Raw genomic sequence first — 20,924 nt, 5'->3', positions numbered from 1 at the left:
CGGCATGATCGCCGCCCCGACCGATGACGAGATCCTGGCCCGCCTGCTGTACCGCGATGGGCTGATGCTGATCCTCGACAAGCCGGCCGGGCTGCCGGTGCATGCCGGGCCGAAGGGCGGGCCGGTGCTGGACCGGCATCTCGACGCGCTGCGCTTCGGCCTGCCGCACCCGCCCGCCCTCGCCCACCGCCTGGACAAGGACACCAGCGGCTGCCTGGTGCTGGGCCGGCACCGCAAGGCCACGGCGACGCTTGGCCAGCTGTTCGCCTCCGGTCGGGTGGGCAAGATCTACTGGGCCGTGGTCGAGGGCGACCCAGCCGAGGATGAGGGCCGCATCGACCTGCCGCTCGCCAGGCGGTCGGCGCAGCGCGGCTGGTGGATGAAGGTCGATCCTTCGGGCCAGCCGGCCGAGACCGAGTTCCGCGTGCTGGGCCGCGCCGGCGGCCTGGCCTGGCTGGAGCTGCGGCCGCTGACCGGGCGCACCCATCAGCTGCGGCTGCACTGCTCCGCCTCCGGCTTCCCGATCCTGGGCGACGCGATCTACGGCACCGCCGGCCGCGGCCCGGATGCCCCGCCGCTGCATCTGCACGCCCGCGCCGTGTCGGTGCCGCTGTATCCGAAGAAGCCGCCGGTCACGGCCGAGGCGCCGCCGCCCCCGCATCTCGCCGAGACCCTTCGGAGATTCCAAGCCACCCTGGCCGGCTGACCGACCGCCGCGGTGGCGGTCGACATATTCGACGGGACTCCGAGTCGCCCGGCTCTCCGTCTCGCTTGCCGCCTTCCGATCGGATCCGGGCCCGAGGTCGGCATCGCGGTCCGGCCGATCGCGGGGGCGGCGAAAGCTTTGCAAACCGGCCGAGACAGAAGGGAACGCGACACAACAAATGGCGGCCCTTCGCCCTGGGAACCACAACCTGTTGCATATCCGGATCGAACCGGGTTCAATGGTCGAGAACCCCCGTGTTGACGGCCGGATCGCGCCCGGCTACGCCCCTGACCGTGACAACAGCAGCCCGCACCCGCCCCGCCATCCGCTTCCGTGGTCGCTCCTTCATGGCGCTCGTCCTGGCGCCGGAACCGCCGATCACCGACTGGCTCACCGAGCTCGACGCCCAGATCCAGCGCTCGCCTGCGTTTTTCCAGGGCCGCCCCGTGGTGGTCGACCTGTCGGCTCTGCCGATGCGCAAGCAGGACCTGGCGGCGCTGATCGAGGATCTGCAGCAGCGCGACATCCGCCTGATCGGGATCGAGGGCGCAGACCCGTCCTGGCTCGGCTCCGAGGCCTGGGGCCTGCCGCCGATGATGACCGGCAGCCGTCCGGCCGGGATGATCGAGGTGCCGGACGGCGCCCAGGCCGCGGCGGCGCCGGCGGCCGAACCGCGGCCCGCCGCCTCGCTGCTGCTGGACCGGCCGGTGCGCTCCGGCCAGTCGGTGATCTTCCCCGAGGGCGACGTCACCGTGGTCGGGTCGGTCGCCTCGGGGGCCGAGATCATCGCCGGCGGGTCGATCCACGTCTACGGCACGCTGCGCGGCCGGGCGATCGCGGGATCGACCGGCAACGGCCGGGCCCGGATCTTCTGCCGCAAGCTCGAGGCCGAGCTGCTGGCGATCGACGGGCTCTACAAGACCGCGGACGACATGGAGCCGAAGCTGCGCGGCAGGGCGGTGCAGGCTTGGCTCGACGGCGACGCCATGGTTCTGGCAGCCCTGGACTGAGGCAAGAGAGGAGAGCAGCGAATATGGCCAAGGTCTTGGTCGTGACATCCGGAAAAGGCGGGGTCGGCAAGACGACCTCCACCGCGGCGTTGGGCGCGGCCTTGGCGCAGAGCGGGCAGAACGTCGTCGTCGTCGACTTCGACGTCGGCCTGCGCAACCTGGACCTGGTGATGGGGTCGGAGCGCCGGGTGGTGTTCGACCTGATCAACGTGGTCCAGGGCGACGCCAAGCTGCCGCAGGCGCTGATCCGCGACAAGCGGATCGACACCCTGTCGCTGCTGGCGGCGTCGCAGACCCGCGACAAGGACGCCCTGACCATGGAGGGCGTGTCCCGGGTCATCGGCGAGCTGAAGGAAAAGTTCGACTGGGTGATCTGCGACAGCCCGGCCGGCATCGAGAAGGGCGCCGTGCTGGCCATGCGCCATGCCGACGCCGCGGTGGTCGTGACCAACCCCGAGGTCTCCTCGGTCCGTGATTCCGACCGGATCATCGGCCTGCTCGATTCCAAGACCGAGAAGGCGGAGAAGGGCGAGCGGGTCGAGAAGCACCTGCTGCTGACCCGCTACGACCACGGCCGGGCCGAGCGCGGCGAGATGCTGAAGACCGACGACGTGCTGGAGATCCTGTCGATCCCGCTGCTCGGCATCATTCCGGAGAGCGAGGAGGTGCTGCGGGCCTCGAACATGGGGGCGCCGATCACCCTCAACGCCCCGTTGAGCGCCCCGGCCCGGGCCTATTTCGACGCGGCGAAGCGCCTGAAGGGCGAGGTTCTGGAGATGACAGTCCCGAGCGACAAGAAAGGGATCTTCGCCAAGCTGTTCGGCCGGAGGGTTGCATGAGCCTGTTCAGCTTCTTCACCAAGCGCAACTCCGCCCCCGTGGCGCGGGAGCGGCTGCAGATTCTGCTGGCGCATGAGCGGTCGGTGATCGGCGGCCGGTCGGACCTGGTGGCGACGCTGCAGGAGGAGATCCTGGCGGTGATCGCCAAGCACATCGCGGTCGACCGCGAGAAGGTCCAGGTCAAGCTCGACCGCGGCGACGCGGTGTCGACGCTCGAGGTCGACATCGAGATCCCGACCCCGGCGGGCCCCGCCCGGATTGCCGCGCGGGGCTGATGTCCGACCTGTCCCACGGGGCGATGCGGAGGCCCCGGGGACACGATCAGTTCCCTGCCCGGGGTCGCCTCCTGCATCGCATCGGAAAACGGCGGCGGGAATTCAGCCCTTCACCACCTCGATGGTGAGGCTGAGCGGCAGGTTCGGCCGGTCCGCCGGCATCCGATACAGCCCGTCCTCTCCCCGCACCAGGCAGGGCCACATCTGCCACGCCGTGGCGTCGTGCTCGCGCAGCGCCGTCAGCCGCAGCCCGGCCGCCAGCAGCGCGCCGACGATGGCGCCGAGCGGGTGCATCCATTCGACCGAGCGGGTGTGGGTGAAGGCGGCCTCGCGGTCGGCGTAGGTGCCCTGCGCGTCGAATTCGAACGGCGTATCGCGAAAATAGGTGTAGGTCGGCATGATCGGCGCATCCGCGCCCGCCTGGTCCAGCGACCGCGCCGCCGGATGGTCGTCGAGGAAGTAGAGCCGCCCGCCCGGCTTCAGCAGCGCCGCCACCACCCGGGCCCAGCCGGCGATGTCGGGCAGCCAGAGGATCGTGCCCCAGCTGGTGAAGACGAGGTCGTAGAGCCCCGCGCCGAGGAGACGCGGCGCGTCATAGACGTCGCCTTCGACGAAATCGGCGCTGCTGCCGGTTTCGGCCGCCAGATCCCGGGCCGCAGCGACGGCATTGGGGGAGAAGTCGAGGCCGGTGACCCGCGCGCCGCGCCGGGCCAGATACATCGTATCCAGGCCGAAATGGCATTGCAGATGCGCCACGCGCAGCCCGGCGACATCGCCGATCTCCGCCGCCTCGATCGGCCCCAGGTCGGTCTCGCCGCGCCGGAACCCGTCGACATTGTAGAAGGCGGAGCGGAGATGAACCCCGACCCGCTCGTCCCAATTGGCCCGGTTGAGCGCCATGCCCTCGTGCATCGGTCCCCTCCCCTTCGCGAGCCTATGCTGGCCATGGCTTCTACCAAACGGTGCACCGGATCGACAATCGCGACGGCCGGCTAAGAGGTCGTTCGCTTGTTGATGAATTGATTGTGATGCGAAGGGCGTGGTTTCGGGATTCCGTATTTCGGGCACGGGCTGTAGGTTCTCTGTGTGATCGATCTAATTATTCGCGGATGCCGCCTTAGCTGTCTGTGGTGTGGTCGATGACCGCGATCGCATCGACTTCTATCAGGTAGCCTGGGGACATCACCGCTACCCCGACCACCACATTTGCGGGCTTGTGACCTCCGAAAAGCGCCGTCTGGGCCTTTTCGATGATCGGCAGATGTTCGTCGCGATTGTAGTCGACGACGTAAATTGTGATCTTGCAGACTTCCTCTGGCCGGGCGCCGGCAGCAGCAAGCGCACGGCCAAGATTGCCAAACGCCAGGCGCGCCTGGGCCGCGAAATTACCGAGGCCGACCAGCTTGCCGCTTATGTCTTCTGGCTGCTGGCCCGAGACGAACACCAATTTGCTTCCTGTCGCGATGACGACCTGGGTGTACATTTCAGGAATCGGCAGATCGTTGGGATTTATGCATTCGAGCGTCATTGAATACGCCTCCTGCTATGGGTGACGGGAACTGGCAGGTTTGCACAGGTCAGGTGAGAGGATCTATCTGCGGACCTACGACAGCGTCACCGAAGCGCAGACTTCCATCTGCCGCTACGGAACTTCTCCAACCGCAAGCGGCGGCATTTGAGCGTTGGCCCACGAACGCCAGCCCAAGCCTATTTCGTCCATCGGACCTATACCAAGGTCGCATGAATTTCGCCGCGCCGTCCAGGTGATCCCGGCCCCATGACTTTCCCGGCGGCTGGAACTACACCATCCACCCCAGCCGCCATGTTTCGATCTAATGATTCGCGGATGCCGCCTAAGCCGGTGATCGGCGCGCCGGCATCGACGACATGCCGTCGACCGCCCTGAGCAACCCGGCATAGAGCATCCGGGTCACCCGGGCCGAGGTCAGGATCGAGTCGATCTCCGCGGGGTCGTCGAGCTCCGGCAGCGTGGCGGCGAGCGTCCGCACATGGCCCTCCCGCGCGTCGGCCCGGTTGCGCAGGAAGCTCAGCGCCCGGCGGATGCCCGGGATCCGACCCGCCTGCCCCAGGCTGTCGGCAGCCGCGCCGGCGCAGGTGGCTGCGAGATATTCGAGCGCATAGGCGATGCCGAGAAAGCCGGCCGGATGGTCGCTGCGGCAGAGGAACCGGAGCCAGGCGACATAGGCCTGGGTCGGCGGCGCCGGAACCGAGTTGACCACATCCGCCCGGCTGAAGCCGAGCACCTCGAGATCGGCGAGGATCCGGAGGTCGAGCCCCGCCACCTCCCCCGCCTTCTCCTGCAGCAGCAGCGCGATCGGAACATAGCGGCCGTGGTCCAGCATCCGTTCCGCCGCCAGGGCCAAGGTAGAAGGCAGCACACGCTGGTAGTGATAGGCCTCGCGCAGCGTGTTCGCATAGGTCGCGACCCCGGCCGTGCCATCAAGCAGGCTGCGGGCGCTGCGGGTCTGCCGCACCGCCGCGACCATGGCCACAGCTTCGACATGAAGCGCTTCGAGGAAAGCCGCACCCATCTCCGCCACCACCATTTTTGCGGTACGAACAAATCATAAACACTATTTATTTTTGGAGGACAATACCATTTTTAGTGGTATACCTATCCTCCCCATGTCCGGCAGCCCCGGCCCCGCTGCGCTTGCCCCGGGGACCGGGCGACGATACGAATGCCGCCCATCAGCGCCTTCGGCGCTCTCGTTCTCCGGAGTTGTGTTTCATGGAGCTGCACGATCTCATCCGCGGCCTCGGGCTCGACCCCGACGCCCTGACCGGCGGCACGCTGGTGGTCCGGTCGCCGGTCGACGGCGCCGAGATCGCCCGCCTGCGCGAGCATACGGACGCCGATGCCGGGGCCGCGATCGAGCGCGCGTCCAACGCCTTCCTGAACTGGCGCACCGTGCCGGCGCCTCGCCGCGGCGAGCTGGTGCGCCTGTTCGGCGAGGAGCTGCGCGCCCACAAGGCCGAGCTGGGACGGCTGGTCTCGATCGAGGCCGGCAAGATCCTGCAGGAAGGCCTCGGCGAAGTGCAGGAGATGATCGACATCTGCGACTTCGCCGTCGGCCTCTCCCGCCAGCTCTACGGCCTGACCATCGCCTCGGAGCGGCCGGGCCATCGCATGGCCGAGACCTGGCATCCGCTCGGCCCCGTCGGCGTCATCTCCGCCTTCAACTTCCCGGTTGCAGTGTGGTCCTGGAACGCGGCGCTGGCCTTCGTCTGCGGCGATCCGGTGATCTGGAAGCCGTCGGAGAAGACGCCGGTCACGGCGCTGGCCACCATGGCGATCTTCCGCAAGGCGGCGGAGCGCTTCGGCGGCGTGCCGGACGGGCTGGCCGAGATCCTGATCGGCGGCCGCGCTATCGGCGAGACGCTGGTCGACAGCCCGAAGGTGCCGCTGATCTCCGCCACCGGGTCGACCCGCATGGGCCGCGAGGTCGGGCCGCGCGTCGCCCAGCGCCTCGGCCGCTCGCTGCTCGAGCTCGGCGGCAACAACGCCATGATCGTCTGCCCCTCGGCCGATCTCGACATGGCGGTCCGCGCCATCCTGTTCGGCGCCGTCGGCACCGCCGGCCAGCGCTGCACCACGCTGCGCCGGCTGTTCGTGCATGACAGCGTCTACGACAAGCTGATCCCGGCTCTGAAGCAGGCCTATGGCGCGGTGCGCATCGGCAGCCCGCTGGAGCAGGGCACGCTGGTCGGGCCGTTGATCGACCAGGCCTCCTTCGACGGCATGCAGAAGGCCCTGGCCGCGGCGCGCGAGCAGGGCGGCACCGTCACCGGCGGCGAGCAGGTCACCGCCGGCGTGCCGGAGGGCGGCTTCTACGTCCGTCCGGCGATCGCCGAGATGCCGGCGCAGAGCGAGATCGTGCGGCACGAGACCTTCGCGCCGATCCTCTACGTCATGAAGTACCGGGACTTCAGCCAGGCGCTGATGCTGCACAACGACGTGCCGCAGGGCCTGTCCTCCTGCATCTTCACCACCGACATGCGCGAGGCCGAGACCTTCCTGTCGGCGGCGGGCAGCGACTGCGGCATCGCCAATGTCAACATCGGCACCTCGGGCGCCGAGATCGGCGGCGCCTTCGGCGGCGAGAAGGAGACGGGCGGCGGGCGCGAGAGCGGCTCGGACGCCTGGAAGGCCTATATGCGCCGGCAGACCGCGACCGTGAACTACAGCCGCGAGCTGCCGCTGGCTCAGGGCATCGTGTTCGACCTCGGTTGATCGGACAAAACGCAGGCGGACGGCGGGTTTCTTGACGGCCCCCCGGCCGCCTGCGCTAATGCGCTCAGACACGACCGGCAAAGCCCGCCGGCGGAGAAACAGGGGAGGTATCATGCACATCAGCCGTTTGGCACTGGCGGCCGGCGCGGCCCTGGCGCTTCTGTCCCCGGCGGCCATCGCCGCCGAGAAGGTCACGGTGGCCGTCACGCAGATTGTCGAGCACCCGGCGCTCGACGCCGCCCGCGACGGCGTGAAGAAGGCGCTGGAAGAAGCCGGTTACAAGGACGGTGACAATCTCGCCTTCGAGTGGGAATCGGCCCAGGGCAACCCGGCCACCGCCGCCCAGATCGCGCAGAAGTTCGTCGGCGAGAGCCCGGACGTGATCGTGCCGATCGCCACCCCCTCGGCCCAGGCCGTGGTCGCGGCGACCCAGGACATCCCGGTGGTCTTCACCGCGGTGACCGACCCGATGGGCGCCCAGCTGGTCAAGAACCTGGAGAAGCCGGGCGGCAACGTCACCGGCATCTCCGACCTGTCGCCGCTGGCCGATCACCTGAACCTGATCAAGGAGATCGTGCCGACGGTGAAGACGATCGGCGTGCCCTACAACCCGGGCGAGGCCAATGCGGCGACGCTCGTGGCGGCGCTGCAAGAGATGGCGCCGGAGTGGAAGGTCGACATCGTCACCGCCGCCGCCGCCAAGTCGGCCGACGTCCAGGGCGCGGCGCAGAGCCTGGTCGGCAAGGCCGACGTGATCTACGTCCCGACCGACAACACCATCGTCTCGGCGCTCGAGGCCGTGATCGCGGTCGGCAGCGAGAACAAGCTGCCGGTCTTCTCGGGCGACACCGACAGCGTCTCCCGCGGCGCCATCGCCTCGGTCGGCTTCGACTATTTCGAGGTCGGCCGCCAGACCGGCGTCGTCGTGGCCCGGGTGCTGAAGGGCGAAAAGCCGGGCGACATCCCGGTCAAGAACGCTAGCGGCACCGACCTGTTCGTGAACAAGAAATCGGCCGCGGCGATGGGCGTCACCGTTCCCGAGGCGGTGCTGAGCCGCGCCAAGAAGGTGATCGAGTAAACATCAAGCTCGGAGGTCGGGTTCGCCACGGCGAACCCGACTGCACGCGCACAGCCCCGATCGGGCCGTCCGGACATGACAGATCCGGCCGAAGCCCGTATATCGGGGGCCTTCTCGTTTCCGCGGCCGCCGCCGGCTGCGCCACAGGATGTGTTGATGAGCCTGTTCGCCTTTCTCGGCGCGATCGAAGTCGGGCTGGTCTTTGCCCTGGTCGCGCTCGGGGTGTTCCTGTCCTTCCGGGTCCTGAACTTTCCCGACCTGACCGTCGATGGCAGTTTCCCGCTCGGCGCCGCCACCGCCGCCACGCTGATCGTCAGCGGCACTGACCCGGTGCTGGCGACCCTGGTCGGAGTCGCGGCCGGCGCCTTGGCCGGCCTCGTCACCGCCTGGCTCAACGTCCGCTTCGGCATCCTGCACCTCTTGGCCAGCATCCTGACCATGATCGCGCTGTTCTCGATCAATCTGCGCATCATGGGCAAGCCGAACGTCGCCCTGATCAACCAGGACACGGTGATCAACCTGTTCGCCTGGCTGTCGCCGGTGATCGAGGCCACGGGGCTGCCGCTCCGGGCGACGTTGAAGGTGATGGTGCTGGCGATCATCGTGCTCGCGGTCGGGCTGGCGCTCGGCCGCTTCCTGACCTCGGAATTCGGCCTCGCCATGCGCGCCACCGGCGCCAACCCCCGAATGGCGCGGGCGCAGGGCATCTCGACCAAGCTGCATATCTATGTCGGCATGGCGCTGTCGAACGCGCTGGTGGCGCTGGCCGGCGCCCTGTTCGCCCAGACCGCCGGCTTCGCCGACGTCACCGTCGGCACCGGCACGATCGTGAGCGGCCTGGCCGCGGTGATCCTCGGCGAGACCATCTTCCGCACCCGCTCGATCGTGATGATGCTGCTGGCCTGCGTGATCGGCGCCGTGCTCTATCGCATCGCCATCGCGCTGGCGCTGAACACCGGCTGGCTCGGGCTGCAATCCTCGGACCTCAACCTGGTCACCGCCGTCCTGGTCGGCATCGCGCTGATGCTGCCGGGCGTCCGCAACCCGTTGAAGACCCTGCTGCGGCGGAGCGCCTGACGATGATCCGAGTCGAGGACATCCACGTCACCTTCGGCCGCGGCACGCCGCTCGAGAACCGCGCGCTGCGCGGCATCGACCTCACCATCCCGGGCGGCCAGTTCGTCACCGTGATCGGCTCGAACGGCGCCGGCAAGTCGACCCTGCTGAACGTGCTGAGCGGCGACGCCAGCCCGGAGCGCGGCCGGGTCGAGATCGACGGCGTCGACGTCACCCGCTGGCCGGCGCCGAAGCGGGCCGGCCTGGTCGCCCGCGTGTTCCAGGACCCGATGGCCGGCACCTGCGAGGGCCTGTCGATCGAGGAGAACATGGCGCTGGCCTATGCCCGCGGCCGGGCGCGCGGCTTCGCCTCTGCCCTCGACGGGCCGCGCCGCAAGGTGTTCCGCGACAAGCTGGCGGTGCTGGGGCTGGGGCTGGAGAACCGGCTGGGCGATGCCATGGGCCAGCTCTCCGGCGGCCAGCGCCAGGCGGTCAGCCTGCTGATGGCGACGCTGGCGGGCATGAAGATCCTGCTGCTGGACGAGCACGTCGCGGCGCTCGATCCCCGCACCGCCGATTTCGTGCTACGGCTGACCCGCAGGATCATTGAGGAGCAGAAGCTGACGGCGCTGATGGTCACCCATTCGATGCGCGACGCGCTCGACCACGGCAACCGCACGGTGATGCTGCATGAGGGCCAGGTTGCCTTCGACGTGGCCGGCGACCAGCGGCACGGCCTCGACGTGCCGGACCTGCTGAAGCTGTTCAGCACGGTGCGCGGCGAGCAGCTCGACGACGACAGCCTGCTGCTGGCGTAAGGCGGCCTACTTGCTGCCGGCGTTCTCAGATCGGTCCCAGAGTAGAGTCCGCAGGAAGGGCCAGATCAGCATGAAGGCGAACCAGAGCGCCGGCCATCGTACCCAGAGGTAGTCCGGACTCGTCATCAGGTTGATGACCAGGAGCAGGGCCAGGATCAACAGGGAGCCCAGCAACCGGCGCCGGAAACCATCGAAGGGCGAAGACGGCTGCGGCACCTCGGCCGGAGGCGTCATAGCCCCGACCCGGTCCGCCTCCGGCCCGATCCTGAGGGCATAGACCCGCACCGGTTCGGCGATGTTCTTCATCGGCTGCGGGCCGAGATCGGCGAAGCCGATCTCGATCTTGCCGCGGACCTGGTCGTAGACCGCGCCGGACAGGCAGATGCCGCCCGGCATGGCCAGCGCCTGCAGCCGCGCCGCGACATTGACGCCATCGCCCAGCAGGTCGCCGCCATTGACCACGACGTCGCCGAGATTGACGCCGATCCGCAGGCGCATGCGGTCGTCCTCCGGCTGGTCTGCCGCCCAGACGCCGAGCCTGTCCTGGGCCGAGATCGCGGCCTGCACCGCGGCCAGCGCGCTCGGGAACTCGGCCAGAAGCCCGTCCCCGGCCAGGTTGAAGACGCGGCCGCCCTGCGCTTCGGTCGCCGCCCGCAGGATATCGCGGGCCTGGTCCAGCCGCGCCAGCGTGCCGGTCTCGTCCCGCCCGACCAGCCGCGAATAGCCGACCACGTCGGCGCAGAGAATGGCGGTCAGGCGGCGTTCGGGCGGCATGTCGGCCTCGACTGAGATCGAGGCTGATCATACTGCAGCAGCCGCAAGATCGCGAGATACGGGAACGTTAAGAGAACATCAAGAATGGGCTTCAGCGTCGCCGAGAAGAGAAGTGCGCTCGGCGCGATTGACTTACATCGAGAAACCGCGATATCTCTGGTTCATGGATCCGCTGACAGCCTTCAAGGCGCTCGCCAATCCGGTGCGGCTGAAGATTCTAGCCGGGTTGAAAGAGCCTGCCCGGCATTTTCCGCCGCAGGACGAAGGCGATGTCGAGATCGACGGGGTGTGCGTCAGCAGCATCCAGGAAGGGATCGGCCTGTCGCAGTCGACGACCTCGGACTATCTCGGCATCCTGCACAAGGCCGGGCTGGTCACGGTCAAGCGGCGCGGCCAGTGGACCTACTACAAGCGCGACGAGGACAGCATCAGGAAGCTGGCGGAGCTGGTGCGGACGGAAATCTAACTCATTTGCCCGATAAGTTCGGAATATCGGGATATACCGAACTAGCGGCTGGTCCTCGAAACTTCACGCCCGCCAACCAGCCGGGAAGTCAGAGAATACATCGGGAATTCTCGATTTATCGAAGGAGGAAGCCGTGTCGCAAACCATGACCGCCGCCGTTCTGCCCCGTTTCGGTGGGCCGGAGGTGTTCGAGATCAGAAAGGTTTCGGTCCCGCCGCTCGGCGTACGCCAGCTGCGCGTCCGGGTCCGCGCCACGGCGCTGAATCCGCTCGACGGCCAGATGCGGCGCGGCGACTATGCCGACCTTCTGCCGCTGCCGGCGATCATCGGCCATGACGTTTCCGGCGTGGTCGAGGCCGTCGGCGCCGAGGTCAGCGAATTCTCGCCGGGCGACGAGGTCTGGTACACGCCCAAAATCTTCGGCGGGCCGGGCTCCTATGCAGAGTTGCAGGTCGCCGATGCCGAGATCGTTGCGCGCAAGCCGGCAAATCTCAGCCATCACGAGGCGGCGAGCCTGACATTGGTCGGCGGCACCGTCTGGGAGGCCTTCGTCACCCGCGCGCAATTGCAGGCCGGCGAGACGGTGCTGATCCATGCCGGAGCCGGCGGCGTAGGCTCGGTCGCGATTCAGTTGGCGAAGGCGATGGGGGCGCGGGTGCTGACGACCGCCCGTGCCCGCCATCATGCCTTCGTCGCGGAGCTCGGCGCCGATGCGGCGATCGACCATACGCAGGAGGACTATGTCGAGGCGGTGCTGGGGCTGACCGACGGGCGCGGCGTCGACGTGCTGTTCGACACGATCGGCGGCGATGCGCTCTCACGTGGCCCTCTGGCCCTCGTCCCGCTCGGACGCATCGTCTCGATTGTCGACATCGCGCAGCCGCAGAACCTGCTTAAGGCCTGGGGCCGCAACGCCACCTACCACTTTCTGTTCACCCGGCAGAACCGGTCCAAGCTCGACGGGCTAGCCGCGCTGGTCGAGCGCGGGCTGGTGAAGCCGGTGATTGGCGCAACGCTGCCGCTGCAGCAGATCGCACAGGCGCACGAGCTCATGGAGAACAGCTCGGCGCATGGCCTGCGCGGCAAGATCGTGATCGACCTGTCGGCCTGAACCCGGCCCTGGCGCCCGCCACATGGCAGCCAGGCCATCCTTGCTTCCGACGCGCGGCTTCAGCCGACCTCGCCCGGTCGCCACAGCCAAGCAGCACCGCGGACGCCGCTGCTGTCGCCGTGCTTGGCCTTCAGGATCGGCGTCGCGCATTCCCGGCCGAACACGATCGGCGGCAGGCGCTTCGGCACCTCCTCATAGAGGCGCATGACGTTGGACATGCCGCCGCCGAGCACGATGGCATCGGGATCGAGCAGGTTGACGACATGGGCCAGGCCGCGGGTCAGTCGGCTGATGTAGCGCTCCAGGCTGGCCGAGGCGTCCGGGTCGCCTGCCTCGGCCCGCGCCACCACCTCATGCGTCGAGATCTCCTGTCCGGTCACCCGGACGTGGTCCTTGCCGAAGCCGGTGCCGGAGATCCAGGTCTCGAGGCAGCCCTGCTTGCCGCAGTAGCAGTCCGGGCCCGGCAGCTCCTCGGGCGTGGCCCAGGGCAGCTGGTTGTGGCCCCATTCGCCGCCGACGCCGTTGCCGCCGCGATGGGCACGGCCGTTGACGGCGATGCCGGCGCCGGTGCCGGTGCCGATGATGACGGCGAAGACCAGCCCCTTGCCGGCCGCGGCCCCGTCGGTGGCTTCCGATACCGCCAGGCAGTTGGCGTCGTTCTCGCAGCGCACCTCGCGGCCGAGGGCGGCGCTCAGGTCCTTGTCGAAGGGCTTGCCGATCAGCCAGGTGGAGTTGGCATTCTTGACCAGCCCGGTCTGCGGCGACAGCACGCCGGGCATGCCAACGCCGACGGTGCCGCGCTGCCCGGTCGTCGATTCGACCGCGGCGACGAGGTCACGGATCGCCTGGACCGTGCCGTCATAGTGGCGTGGCGTCGGGATGCGCTGGCGGTGCAGCTCCGTCCCGGCCTCGTCCAAGGCGATCGCCTCGATCTTCGTGCCTCCGAGATCGACGCCGATCCGCATACCCGCCTCCGCCCCTCTTCAAACCAAGAAAAGGGCCCTGCACCCGGGTGCAGGACCGCACCACCGTCACCAGGCATGCCCGCGGCTATTTCGCCGCGAGCACCATGATCATCTGCCGGCCTTCCATCTTCGGCATCTGCTCGACCTTCGACAGGTCCTGCAGCTCGTCGCGCACCTTGACCAGCACGTTCATGCCCAGTTCCTGGTGCGCCAGCTCTCGCCCGCGGAAGCGCATGGTCACCTTGACCTTGTCGCCTTCCTCGAGGAAGCGCCGCGCGCTGCGCATCTTCACGTTATAGTCGTTATCATCGATGTTCGGGCGGAGCTTGATCTCCTTGACATCGATGACCTTTTGTCGCTTCCGCGCTTCGTTCTTCTTCTTCTGCGCTTCGAATTTGAACTTGCCGTAATCGAGGATCTTGCAGACCGGCGGCACGGCGTTGGGCGAGATCTCGACAAGGTCCAACCCGGCCTGCTCCGCGGCCCACAAGGCCTCGCGCAGGGGCACGACCCCGATCATCTCGCCATCCGCGCCGACCAGCCGCACCTGGGCCGTGTCGATCTCGCGGTTCACCCTCGGCCCTTCGCGGGTCGGCAGGGCATTTGTAGGTAGTCTAGCTATGGATAGCCTCCGTCAATTGCTGCGCCCCCGTCTGCACCTCCCCCCTCTTGGATGTCAACGGGGATCGCGTCTCTGCCACAAGTTTATGAAGCGCCCGATCCAGGGCAAGGACTTCCTGCGCCTCTCCACCCAGACGACGCAGCGCCACGCTGCGGGTCTCCGCCTCGCGCCTTCCGACCACCAGCATCAGCGGCACCTTCTTCAGGCTGTGCTCGCGGACCTTGTAGTTGATCTTCTCGTTGCGCAGGTCGATCTCGGCGCGGAGCCCCGCGGCCGCCAGCGCCGCATGCACCTCCTGCGCATAGGAATCGGCCTCGCTGGTGATGGTCGCGACCACCGCCTGCACCGGCGCCAGCCACAGCGGCAGCCGGCCGGCGTAGTTCTCGATCAGGATGGCGATGAAGCGCTCCAGCGACCCGAGGATCGCCCGGTGCAGCATCACCGGCCGGTGCTTCGCCCCATCCTCGCCGACATAGGTGGCGTCGAGCCGCTCCGGTAGCACGAAATCAAGCTGCAGGGTGCCGCACTGCCAGGACCGCCCGATCGCGTCCTTCAGATGGAACTCCAGCTTCGGGCCGTAGAAGGCGCCCTCGCCCGGCGAGTATTCGAATTCCCAGCCCGCCGCGGTCACCGCGTCGGCCAGGCCCTTCTCGGCCTTGTCCCAGATCTCGTCGGTGCCGGCGCGCACCTCCGGCCGTGTCGCCAGCTTGACCGAGACCTTGTCGAAGCCGAGGTCGTCATAGACCTCCTCCAAGAGCTCGCAGAAGCGCCGCGCCTCCTCCGTCACCTGGTCCTCGGTGCAGAAGATGTGGGCGTCGTCCTGGGTCATCTGGCGCACGCGCATCAGCCCGTGCAGCGCGCCCGAGGCCTCGTTGCGATGGCAGCAGCCGAACTCCGCCATCCGGATCGGCAGGTCGCGGTAGCTGACGATGCCCTGCTTGTAGATCTGCACATGGCAAGGGCAGTTCATCGGCTTGATGCCGTACATCCGCTCCGGCGAGCCGTCCTCCTTCCGGCCGACCGCCACCTTGAACATGTTGTCGCCATACATGTCCCAGTGGCCGGAGGCCTTGAACAGGCTGGAATCGACCAGCTGCGGCGTGCGCACCTCCTTGTAATCGGCAGCGTCCAGCTTGGCCCGGATATAGGATTCGAGCGCGCGGAACAGAGTCCAGCCCTTCGGGTGCCAGAACACGCTGCCGGCCGCCTCCTCCTGCAGATGGAACAGGTCCATCTCGCGGCCCAGCTTGCGGTGGTCGCGGCGCTCAGCCTCCTCCAGCTGGTGCAGATAGGCGTCGAGCTCTTGTCGGTCGCGCCAGGCCGTGCCGTAGATCCGCTGCAGCATGGCGTTGCGGTGGTCGCCGCGCCAATAGGCGCCGGCCACCTTCGTCAGCTTGAAGCCCTGCCCCACCCCGCCGGTCGACGGCATGTGCGGGCCGCGGCAGAGGTCGAGCCACTCGCCCTGGCGGTAGATGGAGATGGACTCGCTCTCCGGCAAGTCCTGGATGATCTCGGCCTTGTACTTCTCGCCCTTGTTCTTGAAGTACTCGATCGCCTCGGTCCGATCCCACACCTCGCGAGTGAAGGGCGCGTTGCGGGCGATGATCTGCCGCATCTTCGCCTCGATCTTCTCGAGGTCATCCGGCGTAAACGGCTCGTCGCGGGCGAAGTCGTAGTAGAAGCCGTTCTCGATCGCCGGGCCGATCGTGACCTGGGTGCCGGGATACAGCTCCTGCACCGCCTCGGCCATGACATGCGCGGCATCGTGGCGGATCAGCTCCAGCGCCTCGGGCGAGCTGCGGGTGACGATGCCGACCTTCGCGTCCCGGTCGACCACGGTCGCCAGGTCCGACAGCTTGCCGTCGATGGTCATGGCGATCGCCGCCTTGGCCAGGCTCTTGGAGATGTCGGCGGCGATGTCGACGCCCGACATCGGACGGTCGAAGCGTCTGACCGCGCCGTCGGGCAGGGTGATGGCGATGCCGGCGGGCTCGGCCATGAGTCTATCCACGTTCAGTCTTCCGGAAGGGGCGAGGCACTGTACGGGGCGGGCAAGGCCTGTCAACCCGGCCAGGCAACAGCGCACTCATGCGGCCTGCGAGGGCGGCGCGGGCTGGCGCATCACCCGCGGCGGCTTGATAGGCCGCTTCGGGGTCAGGCGCCAGCGCTTGTGCAGCCACAGCCACTGCTCCGGCCGGGCGCGGATCCAGCCCTCGACCACCTGGTTCAGCCGGATCACCCCCTCCTCCACATCGGCCTTGCGGTCGCCGGTGCGGGGGATATCGAGCGGCGGGTCGATCACCGCGCGGTAGCGGGCGCCGCGGGTGCGCTCCACCCGCATCGGCAGCAGGGCGCAGTTGAAGTGATAGGCCATCTCCACCGCCGCCGGCGAGGTCAGAGCGTCCTGGCCGATGAACGGCACCTTCAGCCCGCCGGTGTAGCGCTGGTCGACCATGACCCCCAGCACCCCGCCGTTGCGCAGGATGCCGAGCGCGCGGCGCGCGTCGTTGCCGGCCATGCGCTTTTCCAAGAGGCCGGTGCCGAGCGAGCTGCGCACGCCGCGGACCAGCCGGTCGACGAAGCGGTTGTTCAGCGGCCGCACGAAGATGGTCAGGGGGGCGCCGTGGCGGGTGGCGACGATCGGCCCGGCCTCCCAGTTGCCGAAATGGGCCAGCGCCATGATTACCGGCCGGCCGCCGGCCCGCGCGGCCTCGTAGTTCTCGAACCCGTCGACGGTGATCCGGTCGGCACGGCGCGTCTCGGCCCGGCCCAGCGCCCGCAGATGCGGATATTCGCCGATCACCCGGCCGAGATTGTCCCACATCCCGGCCAGGATCTTGCGCCGCTCAGCCGCCGACAGCTCCGGCATCACCAGCTGCAGGTTGCGGTCGCCGTGGCGGGTGGCGCCGATCCGCATGCCGATGGTCCGCGCCACCCAGGACCCGATGTTCGAGGCGACGTCGATCGGCACGCAGCGCAGCAGCCCATAGGCCGCATAGGCCAGGGCCGCCTGCAGCGGATGGACGACATAGGACCGCACCAGGCGCGGAACGGCCTTCTGCCATCGGTTCAGTCTGTCGTGCAATCGGCTCATCGGGGAAATCGGGGATCGGGATTCGCTCAGGCCGAAAATTGGGAATGTTGCCGGATAAAGGCAAGTTCGAGGAGCCATGCGGAGAAGTCCTGCCATCCGGGGCGCGGCGGCACGTCGCTTGAGCCGACCGAACCCGCATGCTAACTCGGCAGTCACGTGAACGGAAACTCCCTGATGGTCAACGTCATCTGCGCGAAATGGGGCCCGAAATACGGGTCGGAATACGTCAATCGGCTGAAGTCGATGGTCAGCCGCAACTTGACGCGGCCGCACCGTTTCATCTGCTTCACCGACGACCCGACCGGCCTCGCCCCCGATGTCGAGCATTTCCCGATGCCGGTGCTGCAGGTGCCGGAGCCGCACCGCAATCTGCCCTGGCGCAAGGTGACGCTGTTCGGCCAGCCGCTCGGCGACCTCGAAGGGCCGACGCTGTTCCTCGACCTCGACATCGTCATCGTCGACTCCCTGGATCCGTTCTTCGACCATCCGGGCCGGTTCTGCGTCATCCACAACTGGACCCATCCCGACCGCCGCGTCGGCAACACCTCGGTCTACCGCTTCGAGATCGGGGCGCATCAGGACGTGCTCGATAACCTGGTGGCCAATCACCGCCAGATCTTCGCCCGCTACCGCAATTCCCAGACCTATGTCTCGGACCATATCGGCGACATCACCTGGTGGCCCGACGCCTGGTGCAAGAGCTTCAAGAAGCACTGCATGCCCGGCGGCCCGTTCGGCGTGTTCAACTGGTTCATGACGCCGCGCCGCCCCGAGGGCGCCCGCATCATCGTGTTTCACGGCGACCCGAAGCCGGAATATGCGATCAACGGCCATTGGCCGGGCCGCTGGTCGAAGCATGTCCGCCCGACCCCGTGGGTGGCCGAGCATTGGGGCTAAGGCCATCCCGGCAGACGCCGCCATGACCGACGGGTCCGCGCTCCGCTGCTGGATCGTCAGCGAAAGCAAGGCCGGCACCATCGCCCAGTGCCGCGGCGTGGCCGAGAAGCTGGGCGCCGCGACCGAGACCCGCCTGGTGCGGAAGCCGCATGGCGGGAAGACCGAGCTGGCCCGCCGCCTGGCGTCCGGCTGGGCCCATATCCGCAACGTCCATCTGAACCGGATCCGGCCGCCCTGGCCGGATCTCACGATCTCCTGCGGCGGGCGGGCGGAACCCGTGGTGATGGAAGCGTCGCGCCGGTCCGGCCGGTCCATCTTCACCGTCCATCTGCAGGTCCCGGCCGACGGCTTCGACCGCTTCGACCTGTGCTTCGTCGGCCGGCACGACTGGCGGCCGGAATTCGACGGCCGCGACGACGTGCTGCCGATGGTGGGCGCGCCGCACCGTGTCGACGCGGCGCGGGTGGCGGACCACCGCGCGGCGGCGGAACAGCGCTTCGGCGCCCCGCCCGCCCGCCGGGCCGCGGTGATGATCGGTGGGCCCAATCGCTGCTACACCTTCTCCCCCGAACGGCTCGATGCCATCGTCGCGCAGCTGCGGGCGCTGCAGGCGGAGGGGTGGAGCCTGCTGGTCACAACCTCGCGCCGCTCCGACCCCGCCGCGCTGCCGCGGCTGCAGCAGGCGCTGCACGGCGATCGCGGCTTCGTCTGGGACCGCACTGGCGAGAACCCCTATTTCCAGTACCTCGCCCTCGCCGACGTGGTGCTGGTGACGGCGGATTCGATCACCATGACCTGCGAGGCGGCGTCGACCGGCAAGCCGGTGTTCTCGATACCGCTCGACGAGAAGCCCAGCCCCTATCTCGAGAAGTTCCGCCGGTTCCATCGCGACATGCAGGAGACGCTGGGGGTCACGCGCCCCTTCACCGGCGCGATCGAGCCCTACGGCTACGCTCCGCTCGACGAAGCCGGCCGCATTGCCGGCATCGTCCGGGAGCGCCTCGCCGCCAAACGGCAGCGCCGGGGCTCGTGATGCGGCTGCAGCGCCTGTTGCCGCGCTGGGCGAAGCGGAGAGACCAGGCCGCGCGCCCCTCCCCCCGGGGCCATACGAATTTCGACAAGCTGGCCTTCGACATTCCCGCCGAAGTCCACGATGTGCCGCCCGCACCGCTGAAGGACTATCTGACCATCGCCGCCGTCGTGCGGAACGAGGCCCCCTATATGCGGGAATGGGTGGCGTTCCATCTGGCCGTGGGGGTCGACCGGCTGCTGATCTACGACAATGGCAGCACCGACGGCCTCGCCAACGTCCTGGCGGATTTCGTCGCCCTGGGCGTGGTCGAGATCATTCCCTGGCCGCACTTCATCGATCGCACGGATTTCCAGAAGACCGGCATGGCCCATGCGATCGTCTACACGCGACGGACCACGCGCTGGCTGGCCCTGATCGACGCCGACGAGTTCCTGTTCTCCCCGACCGGCACGCCGCTTCCCGATATCCTTCGTGACTACGAGGCCTGTCCCGCCGTCATCGTCTACTGGGTCAATTTCGGCACCTCGGGCCATCGCGATCCGCCGGCCGGACTGGTGACGGAAAGCTACCGGATGAGGGCCGTCGACTCCTTCCCGGGCAACCTGCTGCACAAGTCGATCGTCAACCCCGCCCTGGTCCGCTCGGTCTGGGGATCCCATCGCTTCGGCTTCGACCAGTATCCCGTGGCCGGTTGTGACGAGAACCGGACGCCGGTTGTCGAAGGCGACGCCGCTCGGGTCCACAGCTCCCGCCTCCTCCGGATCAACCATTACTATTCGCGGTCGCGCCGCGAGTTCGAGACCAAGCTCAAGCACGGCCGCGCCCGCCATAAGCCCTATCTGGTCGAGGAGAAGCAGAAATTTCTCCAGGCGCTGGAGAGCGACCAGATCGAGGACCGGACGATCCAGCAGTTCCTGCCGGAGCTCAGGGCCTGGCTGGAGCACCCTGGGCTGGCGCTCGAGCGCAGGAAGGACTCCGCCGCGCCGTCCCTCAGGTGATGCCGAAGGCCCGGCTGACGATCCCGTTGAGCCCGCTCCATCGCGGTACCCTGGCACCTACGGCGCGGAACCGCCCGGCCAGCGTCCACATCGAGGGGATCGGGGGCAGTTCCTCGACCGTCTCCGGCTCGCCGGAATGCGGCAGGTCGAACAGACGGGCGAAGGGCTCGCCGGCAGCCACCTCGGCGTTGCTCCACTGGCTCCAGGCGATGCGTTCCAGCACCGGCTCGCGCTCGGGCATCGCCGGATGCTCGATGTCGAGGCCCTGCTTGGCCAGATCCGCCCCGATCAGGGTCGGTCCGCAATAGAAGGCGGGGACGCCGGCGAGGATGCTCTTGATCGCCACCGTGCTGGTCCAGACCACGGTGCACCAGGCGTTCTCGAACTGCGCCTGCAGCGGAAGCCGCTTGTTGCGCGTGAGGCGACGCACCACCGGACGGGGGCTGTCGAACAGCACGCTCTCCGCCCAGCCCATGGGGGTGCGGCGAGGATCGCGGGTGTTGTGCCGCCGGTTGTTGCCGATCACCAGCACATGCTCGCCGTCCCGCCGCCAATCGCGCAGCGTCACCCCCCAGGACCGCCACCGTTCCACCCCGCCGGGATCGAACCGGCCGGTGCCGTTCCAGCCGTCGAGCGCGACCTGGAAGTAGGGTGCGCCGCGGATCGGCGACAGCCATCCCCGCTCCATCACCACCACGCGGCTGCCGGCCGCCTTGGCGGCGGCCACGATAGCGGCCCGGCGGCTGGCCCGGAACGGCGACCAGGTGAGCAGCACGTCATTCGCCGTGAACCGGTCGGGCAGCTCCGTCGTGGTCGCCCCGAAACGCCGGGCCCCGGCGTGGATGTCCTGCACCGGCTTGCCGCCGGTCGGGTCGAAGACCTGGACAATGAGCCGCTTGACCGGAGTGTTCTGACTCACCGCGTATC

The 20,924-nt window shown here is 68.3% G+C and carries 22 protein-coding genes; 13 read left to right on the top strand and 9 right to left on the bottom strand.

Going from position 1 to position 20,924, the window contains the following annotated elements; all coding sequences use genetic code 11:
* Positions 1–4: 4 nt before the first annotated feature.
* From KXR53_RS26045 to minE, 4 genes are all read left to right on the top strand, one after another.
* Positions 5–706: an RluA family pseudouridine synthase gene (locus tag KXR53_RS26045; protein WP_437378216.1), complete on the top strand. Its 702-nt coding sequence runs from the start codon at positions 5–7 to the stop codon at positions 704–706.
* A gap of 254 nt (positions 707–960) precedes the next feature.
* Positions 961–1,716, top strand: coding sequence for a septum site-determining protein MinC (gene minC / locus KXR53_RS26040; protein ID WP_437378215.1), 756 nt, complete (start codon positions 961–963; stop codon positions 1,714–1,716).
* 23 nt (positions 1,717–1,739) lie between these two features.
* Complete coding sequence (gene minD, locus KXR53_RS26035) at positions 1,740–2,555, top strand: septum site-determining protein MinD (RefSeq protein WP_437378214.1); 816 nt, start codon at positions 1,740–1,742, stop codon at positions 2,553–2,555.
* Positions 2,552–2,830: a cell division topological specificity factor MinE gene (gene minE / locus KXR53_RS26030; RefSeq protein WP_437378213.1), complete on the top strand. Its 279-nt coding sequence runs from the start codon at positions 2,552–2,554 to the stop codon at positions 2,828–2,830. The genes minD and minE overlap by 4 nt, the downstream gene beginning before the upstream one ends.
* A gap of 102 nt (positions 2,831–2,932) precedes the next feature.
* On the opposite strand, the gene KXR53_RS26025 is transcribed toward minE, so the two are convergent.
* The 3 genes from KXR53_RS26025 to KXR53_RS26015 all read right to left on the bottom strand — a co-directional run bounded on the left by KXR53_RS26025 (position 2,933) and on the right by KXR53_RS26015 (position 5,382).
* Complete coding sequence (locus KXR53_RS26025) at positions 2,933–3,742, bottom strand: class I SAM-dependent methyltransferase (protein ID WP_437378212.1); 810 nt, start codon at positions 3,740–3,742, stop codon at positions 2,933–2,935.
* Between the two features lie 205 nt (positions 3,743–3,947).
* A complete protein-coding gene (locus KXR53_RS26020) occupies positions 3,948–4,358 on the bottom strand; it encodes a RidA family protein (RefSeq protein WP_437378211.1) in 411 nt (136 codons plus the stop codon).
* Between the two features lie 325 nt (positions 4,359–4,683).
* A complete protein-coding gene (locus KXR53_RS26015) occupies positions 4,684–5,382 on the bottom strand; it encodes a hypothetical protein (RefSeq protein WP_437378210.1) in 699 nt (232 codons plus the stop codon).
* Between the two features lie 200 nt (positions 5,383–5,582).
* Between KXR53_RS26015 and amaB the strand changes: the two genes are divergently transcribed.
* The 4 genes from amaB (at position 5,583) to KXR53_RS25995 (ending at position 10,037) form a co-directional block, all read left to right on the top strand.
* Complete coding sequence (gene amaB / locus KXR53_RS26010; protein WP_437378209.1) at positions 5,583–7,085, top strand: L-piperidine-6-carboxylate dehydrogenase; 1,503 nt, start codon at positions 5,583–5,585, stop codon at positions 7,083–7,085.
* Positions 7,086–7,197: 112 nt separating this feature from the next.
* Positions 7,198–8,163: an ABC transporter substrate-binding protein gene (locus tag KXR53_RS26005; RefSeq protein ID WP_437378208.1), complete on the top strand. Its 966-nt coding sequence runs from the start codon at positions 7,198–7,200 to the stop codon at positions 8,161–8,163.
* Between the two features lie 156 nt (positions 8,164–8,319).
* A complete protein-coding gene (locus KXR53_RS26000) occupies positions 8,320–9,240 on the top strand; it encodes an ABC transporter permease (RefSeq protein WP_437378207.1) in 921 nt (306 codons plus the stop codon).
* 2 nt (positions 9,241–9,242) lie between these two features.
* A complete protein-coding gene (locus tag KXR53_RS25995; protein WP_437378206.1) occupies positions 9,243–10,037 on the top strand; it encodes an ABC transporter ATP-binding protein in 795 nt (264 codons plus the stop codon).
* A gap of 6 nt (positions 10,038–10,043) precedes the next feature.
* Here the strand turns inward: KXR53_RS25995 and KXR53_RS25990 are convergent, their stop codons facing one another.
* On the bottom strand, positions 10,044–10,811 hold the full coding sequence (locus tag KXR53_RS25990; protein WP_437378205.1) for an adenylate/guanylate cyclase domain-containing protein: 768 nt from the start codon (positions 10,809–10,811) through the stop codon (positions 10,044–10,046).
* Between the two features lie 163 nt (positions 10,812–10,974).
* On the opposite strand from KXR53_RS25990, the gene KXR53_RS25985 reads away from it, so the two are divergent.
* A complete protein-coding gene (locus tag KXR53_RS25985) occupies positions 10,975–11,277 on the top strand; it encodes an ArsR/SmtB family transcription factor (protein WP_437378204.1) in 303 nt (100 codons plus the stop codon).
* Between the two features lie 145 nt (positions 11,278–11,422).
* Positions 11,423–12,388: a zinc-dependent alcohol dehydrogenase family protein gene (locus tag KXR53_RS25980; protein ID WP_437378285.1), complete on the top strand. Its 966-nt coding sequence runs from the start codon at positions 11,423–11,425 to the stop codon at positions 12,386–12,388.
* Positions 12,389–12,447: 59 nt separating this feature from the next.
* On the opposite strand, the gene mak is transcribed toward KXR53_RS25980, so the two are convergent.
* The 4 genes from mak to KXR53_RS25960 form a co-directional block, all read right to left on the bottom strand.
* Positions 12,448–13,353, bottom strand: a complete 906-nt coding sequence (gene mak / locus KXR53_RS25975) for a fructokinase (protein ID WP_437378203.1) — start codon at positions 13,351–13,353, stop codon at positions 12,448–12,450.
* A gap of 85 nt (positions 13,354–13,438) precedes the next feature.
* Positions 13,439–13,975, bottom strand: coding sequence for a translation initiation factor IF-3 (gene infC, locus KXR53_RS25970; protein ID WP_051249428.1), 537 nt, complete (start codon positions 13,973–13,975; stop codon positions 13,439–13,441).
* Entirely contained in the window at positions 13,968–15,974 is a 2,007-nt protein-coding gene (gene thrS / locus KXR53_RS25965; RefSeq protein WP_437378202.1) for a threonine--tRNA ligase, read from the bottom strand. Before thrS ends, infC begins: the two co-directional genes overlap by 8 nt.
* Before the next feature lie 87 nt (positions 15,975–16,061).
* Entirely contained in the window at positions 16,062–17,060 is a 999-nt protein-coding gene (locus KXR53_RS25960) for a lysophospholipid acyltransferase family protein (protein WP_437378201.1), read from the bottom strand.
* Between the two features lie 183 nt (positions 17,061–17,243).
* Between KXR53_RS25960 and KXR53_RS25955 the strand changes: the two genes are divergently transcribed.
* The 3 genes from KXR53_RS25955 to KXR53_RS25945 are packed head-to-tail and all read left to right on the top strand — an operon-like array spanning position 17,244 to position 19,997.
* Entirely contained in the window at positions 17,244–17,966 is a 723-nt protein-coding gene (locus KXR53_RS25955; protein ID WP_437378200.1) for a hypothetical protein, read from the top strand.
* 22 nt (positions 17,967–17,988) lie between these two features.
* Positions 17,989–18,999 carry a mitochondrial fission ELM1 family protein gene (locus KXR53_RS25950; protein ID WP_437378199.1) on the top strand — a complete coding sequence of 337 codons (1,011 nt, stop codon included), beginning with the start codon at positions 17,989–17,991 and terminating at the stop codon, positions 18,997–18,999.
* The gene (locus KXR53_RS25945; RefSeq protein ID WP_437378198.1) at positions 18,999–19,997 is read left to right on the top strand and encodes a glycosyltransferase family 2 protein; all 999 of its coding nucleotides are present in this window, start codon (positions 18,999–19,001) and stop codon (positions 19,995–19,997) included. Before KXR53_RS25950 ends, KXR53_RS25945 begins: the two co-directional genes overlap by 1 nt.
* On the opposite strand, the gene KXR53_RS25940 is transcribed toward KXR53_RS25945, so the two are convergent.
* Positions 19,990–20,916, bottom strand: a complete 927-nt coding sequence (locus tag KXR53_RS25940; protein ID WP_437378197.1) for a hypothetical protein — start codon at positions 20,914–20,916, stop codon at positions 19,990–19,992. The two genes, KXR53_RS25945 and KXR53_RS25940, sit on opposite strands and share 8 nt — an antisense overlap.
* Positions 20,917–20,924: the final 8 nt, after the last annotated feature.

The sequence above is a fragment of the Inquilinus limosus genome, from assembly GCF_051487185.1.
Classification (GTDB): Bacteria; Pseudomonadota; Alphaproteobacteria; order DSM-16000; family Inquilinaceae; genus Inquilinus; species Inquilinus limosus_F.
This window is presented reverse-complemented; position numbering and strand designations above follow the sequence as displayed.

What these genes read in the sequence shown, in the direction of transcription:
- mak (WP_437378203.1), bottom strand. Translation starts at nt 13,353, where the DNA reads ATGCGGATCGGCGTCGATCTCGGAGGCACGAAGATCGAGGCGATCGCC.
- KXR53_RS26025 (WP_437378212.1), bottom strand. Translation starts at nt 3,742, where the DNA reads ATGCACGAGGGCATGGCGCTCAACCGGGCCAATTGGGACGAGCGGGTC.
- amaB (WP_437378209.1), top strand. Translation starts at nt 5,583, where the DNA reads ATGGAGCTGCACGATCTCATCCGCGGCCTCGGGCTCGACCCCGACGCC.
- thrS (WP_437378202.1), bottom strand. Translation starts at nt 15,974, where the DNA reads ATGGCCGAGCCCGCCGGCATCGCCATCACCCTGCCCGACGGCGCGGTC.
- minD (WP_437378214.1), top strand. Translation starts at nt 1,740, where the DNA reads ATGGCCAAGGTCTTGGTCGTGACATCCGGAAAAGGCGGGGTCGGCAAG.
- KXR53_RS25945 (WP_437378198.1), top strand. Translation starts at nt 18,999, where the DNA reads ATGCGGCTGCAGCGCCTGTTGCCGCGCTGGGCGAAGCGGAGAGACCAG.
- KXR53_RS25980 (WP_437378285.1), top strand. Translation starts at nt 11,423, where the DNA reads ATGACCGCCGCCGTTCTGCCCCGTTTCGGTGGGCCGGAGGTGTTCGAG.
- KXR53_RS25995 (WP_437378206.1), top strand. Translation starts at nt 9,243, where the DNA reads ATGATCCGAGTCGAGGACATCCACGTCACCTTCGGCCGCGGCACGCCG.
- minE (WP_437378213.1), top strand. Translation starts at nt 2,552, where the DNA reads ATGAGCCTGTTCAGCTTCTTCACCAAGCGCAACTCCGCCCCCGTGGCG.
- KXR53_RS25985 (WP_437378204.1), top strand. Translation starts at nt 10,975, where the DNA reads ATGGATCCGCTGACAGCCTTCAAGGCGCTCGCCAATCCGGTGCGGCTG.
- KXR53_RS25990 (WP_437378205.1), bottom strand. Translation starts at nt 10,811, where the DNA reads ATGCCGCCCGAACGCCGCCTGACCGCCATTCTCTGCGCCGACGTGGTC.
- KXR53_RS25955 (WP_437378200.1), top strand. Translation starts at nt 17,244, where the DNA reads ATGGTCAACGTCATCTGCGCGAAATGGGGCCCGAAATACGGGTCGGAA.
- KXR53_RS26005 (WP_437378208.1), top strand. Translation starts at nt 7,198, where the DNA reads ATGCACATCAGCCGTTTGGCACTGGCGGCCGGCGCGGCCCTGGCGCTT.
- KXR53_RS26045 (WP_437378216.1), top strand. Translation starts at nt 5, where the DNA reads ATGATCGCCGCCCCGACCGATGACGAGATCCTGGCCCGCCTGCTGTAC.
- KXR53_RS26020 (WP_437378211.1), bottom strand. Translation starts at nt 4,358, where the DNA reads ATGACGCTCGAATGCATAAATCCCAACGATCTGCCGATTCCTGAAATG.
- KXR53_RS25950 (WP_437378199.1), top strand. Translation starts at nt 17,989, where the DNA reads ATGACCGACGGGTCCGCGCTCCGCTGCTGGATCGTCAGCGAAAGCAAG.
- KXR53_RS26015 (WP_437378210.1), bottom strand. Translation starts at nt 5,382, where the DNA reads ATGGGTGCGGCTTTCCTCGAAGCGCTTCATGTCGAAGCTGTGGCCATG.
- KXR53_RS26000 (WP_437378207.1), top strand. Translation starts at nt 8,320, where the DNA reads ATGAGCCTGTTCGCCTTTCTCGGCGCGATCGAAGTCGGGCTGGTCTTT.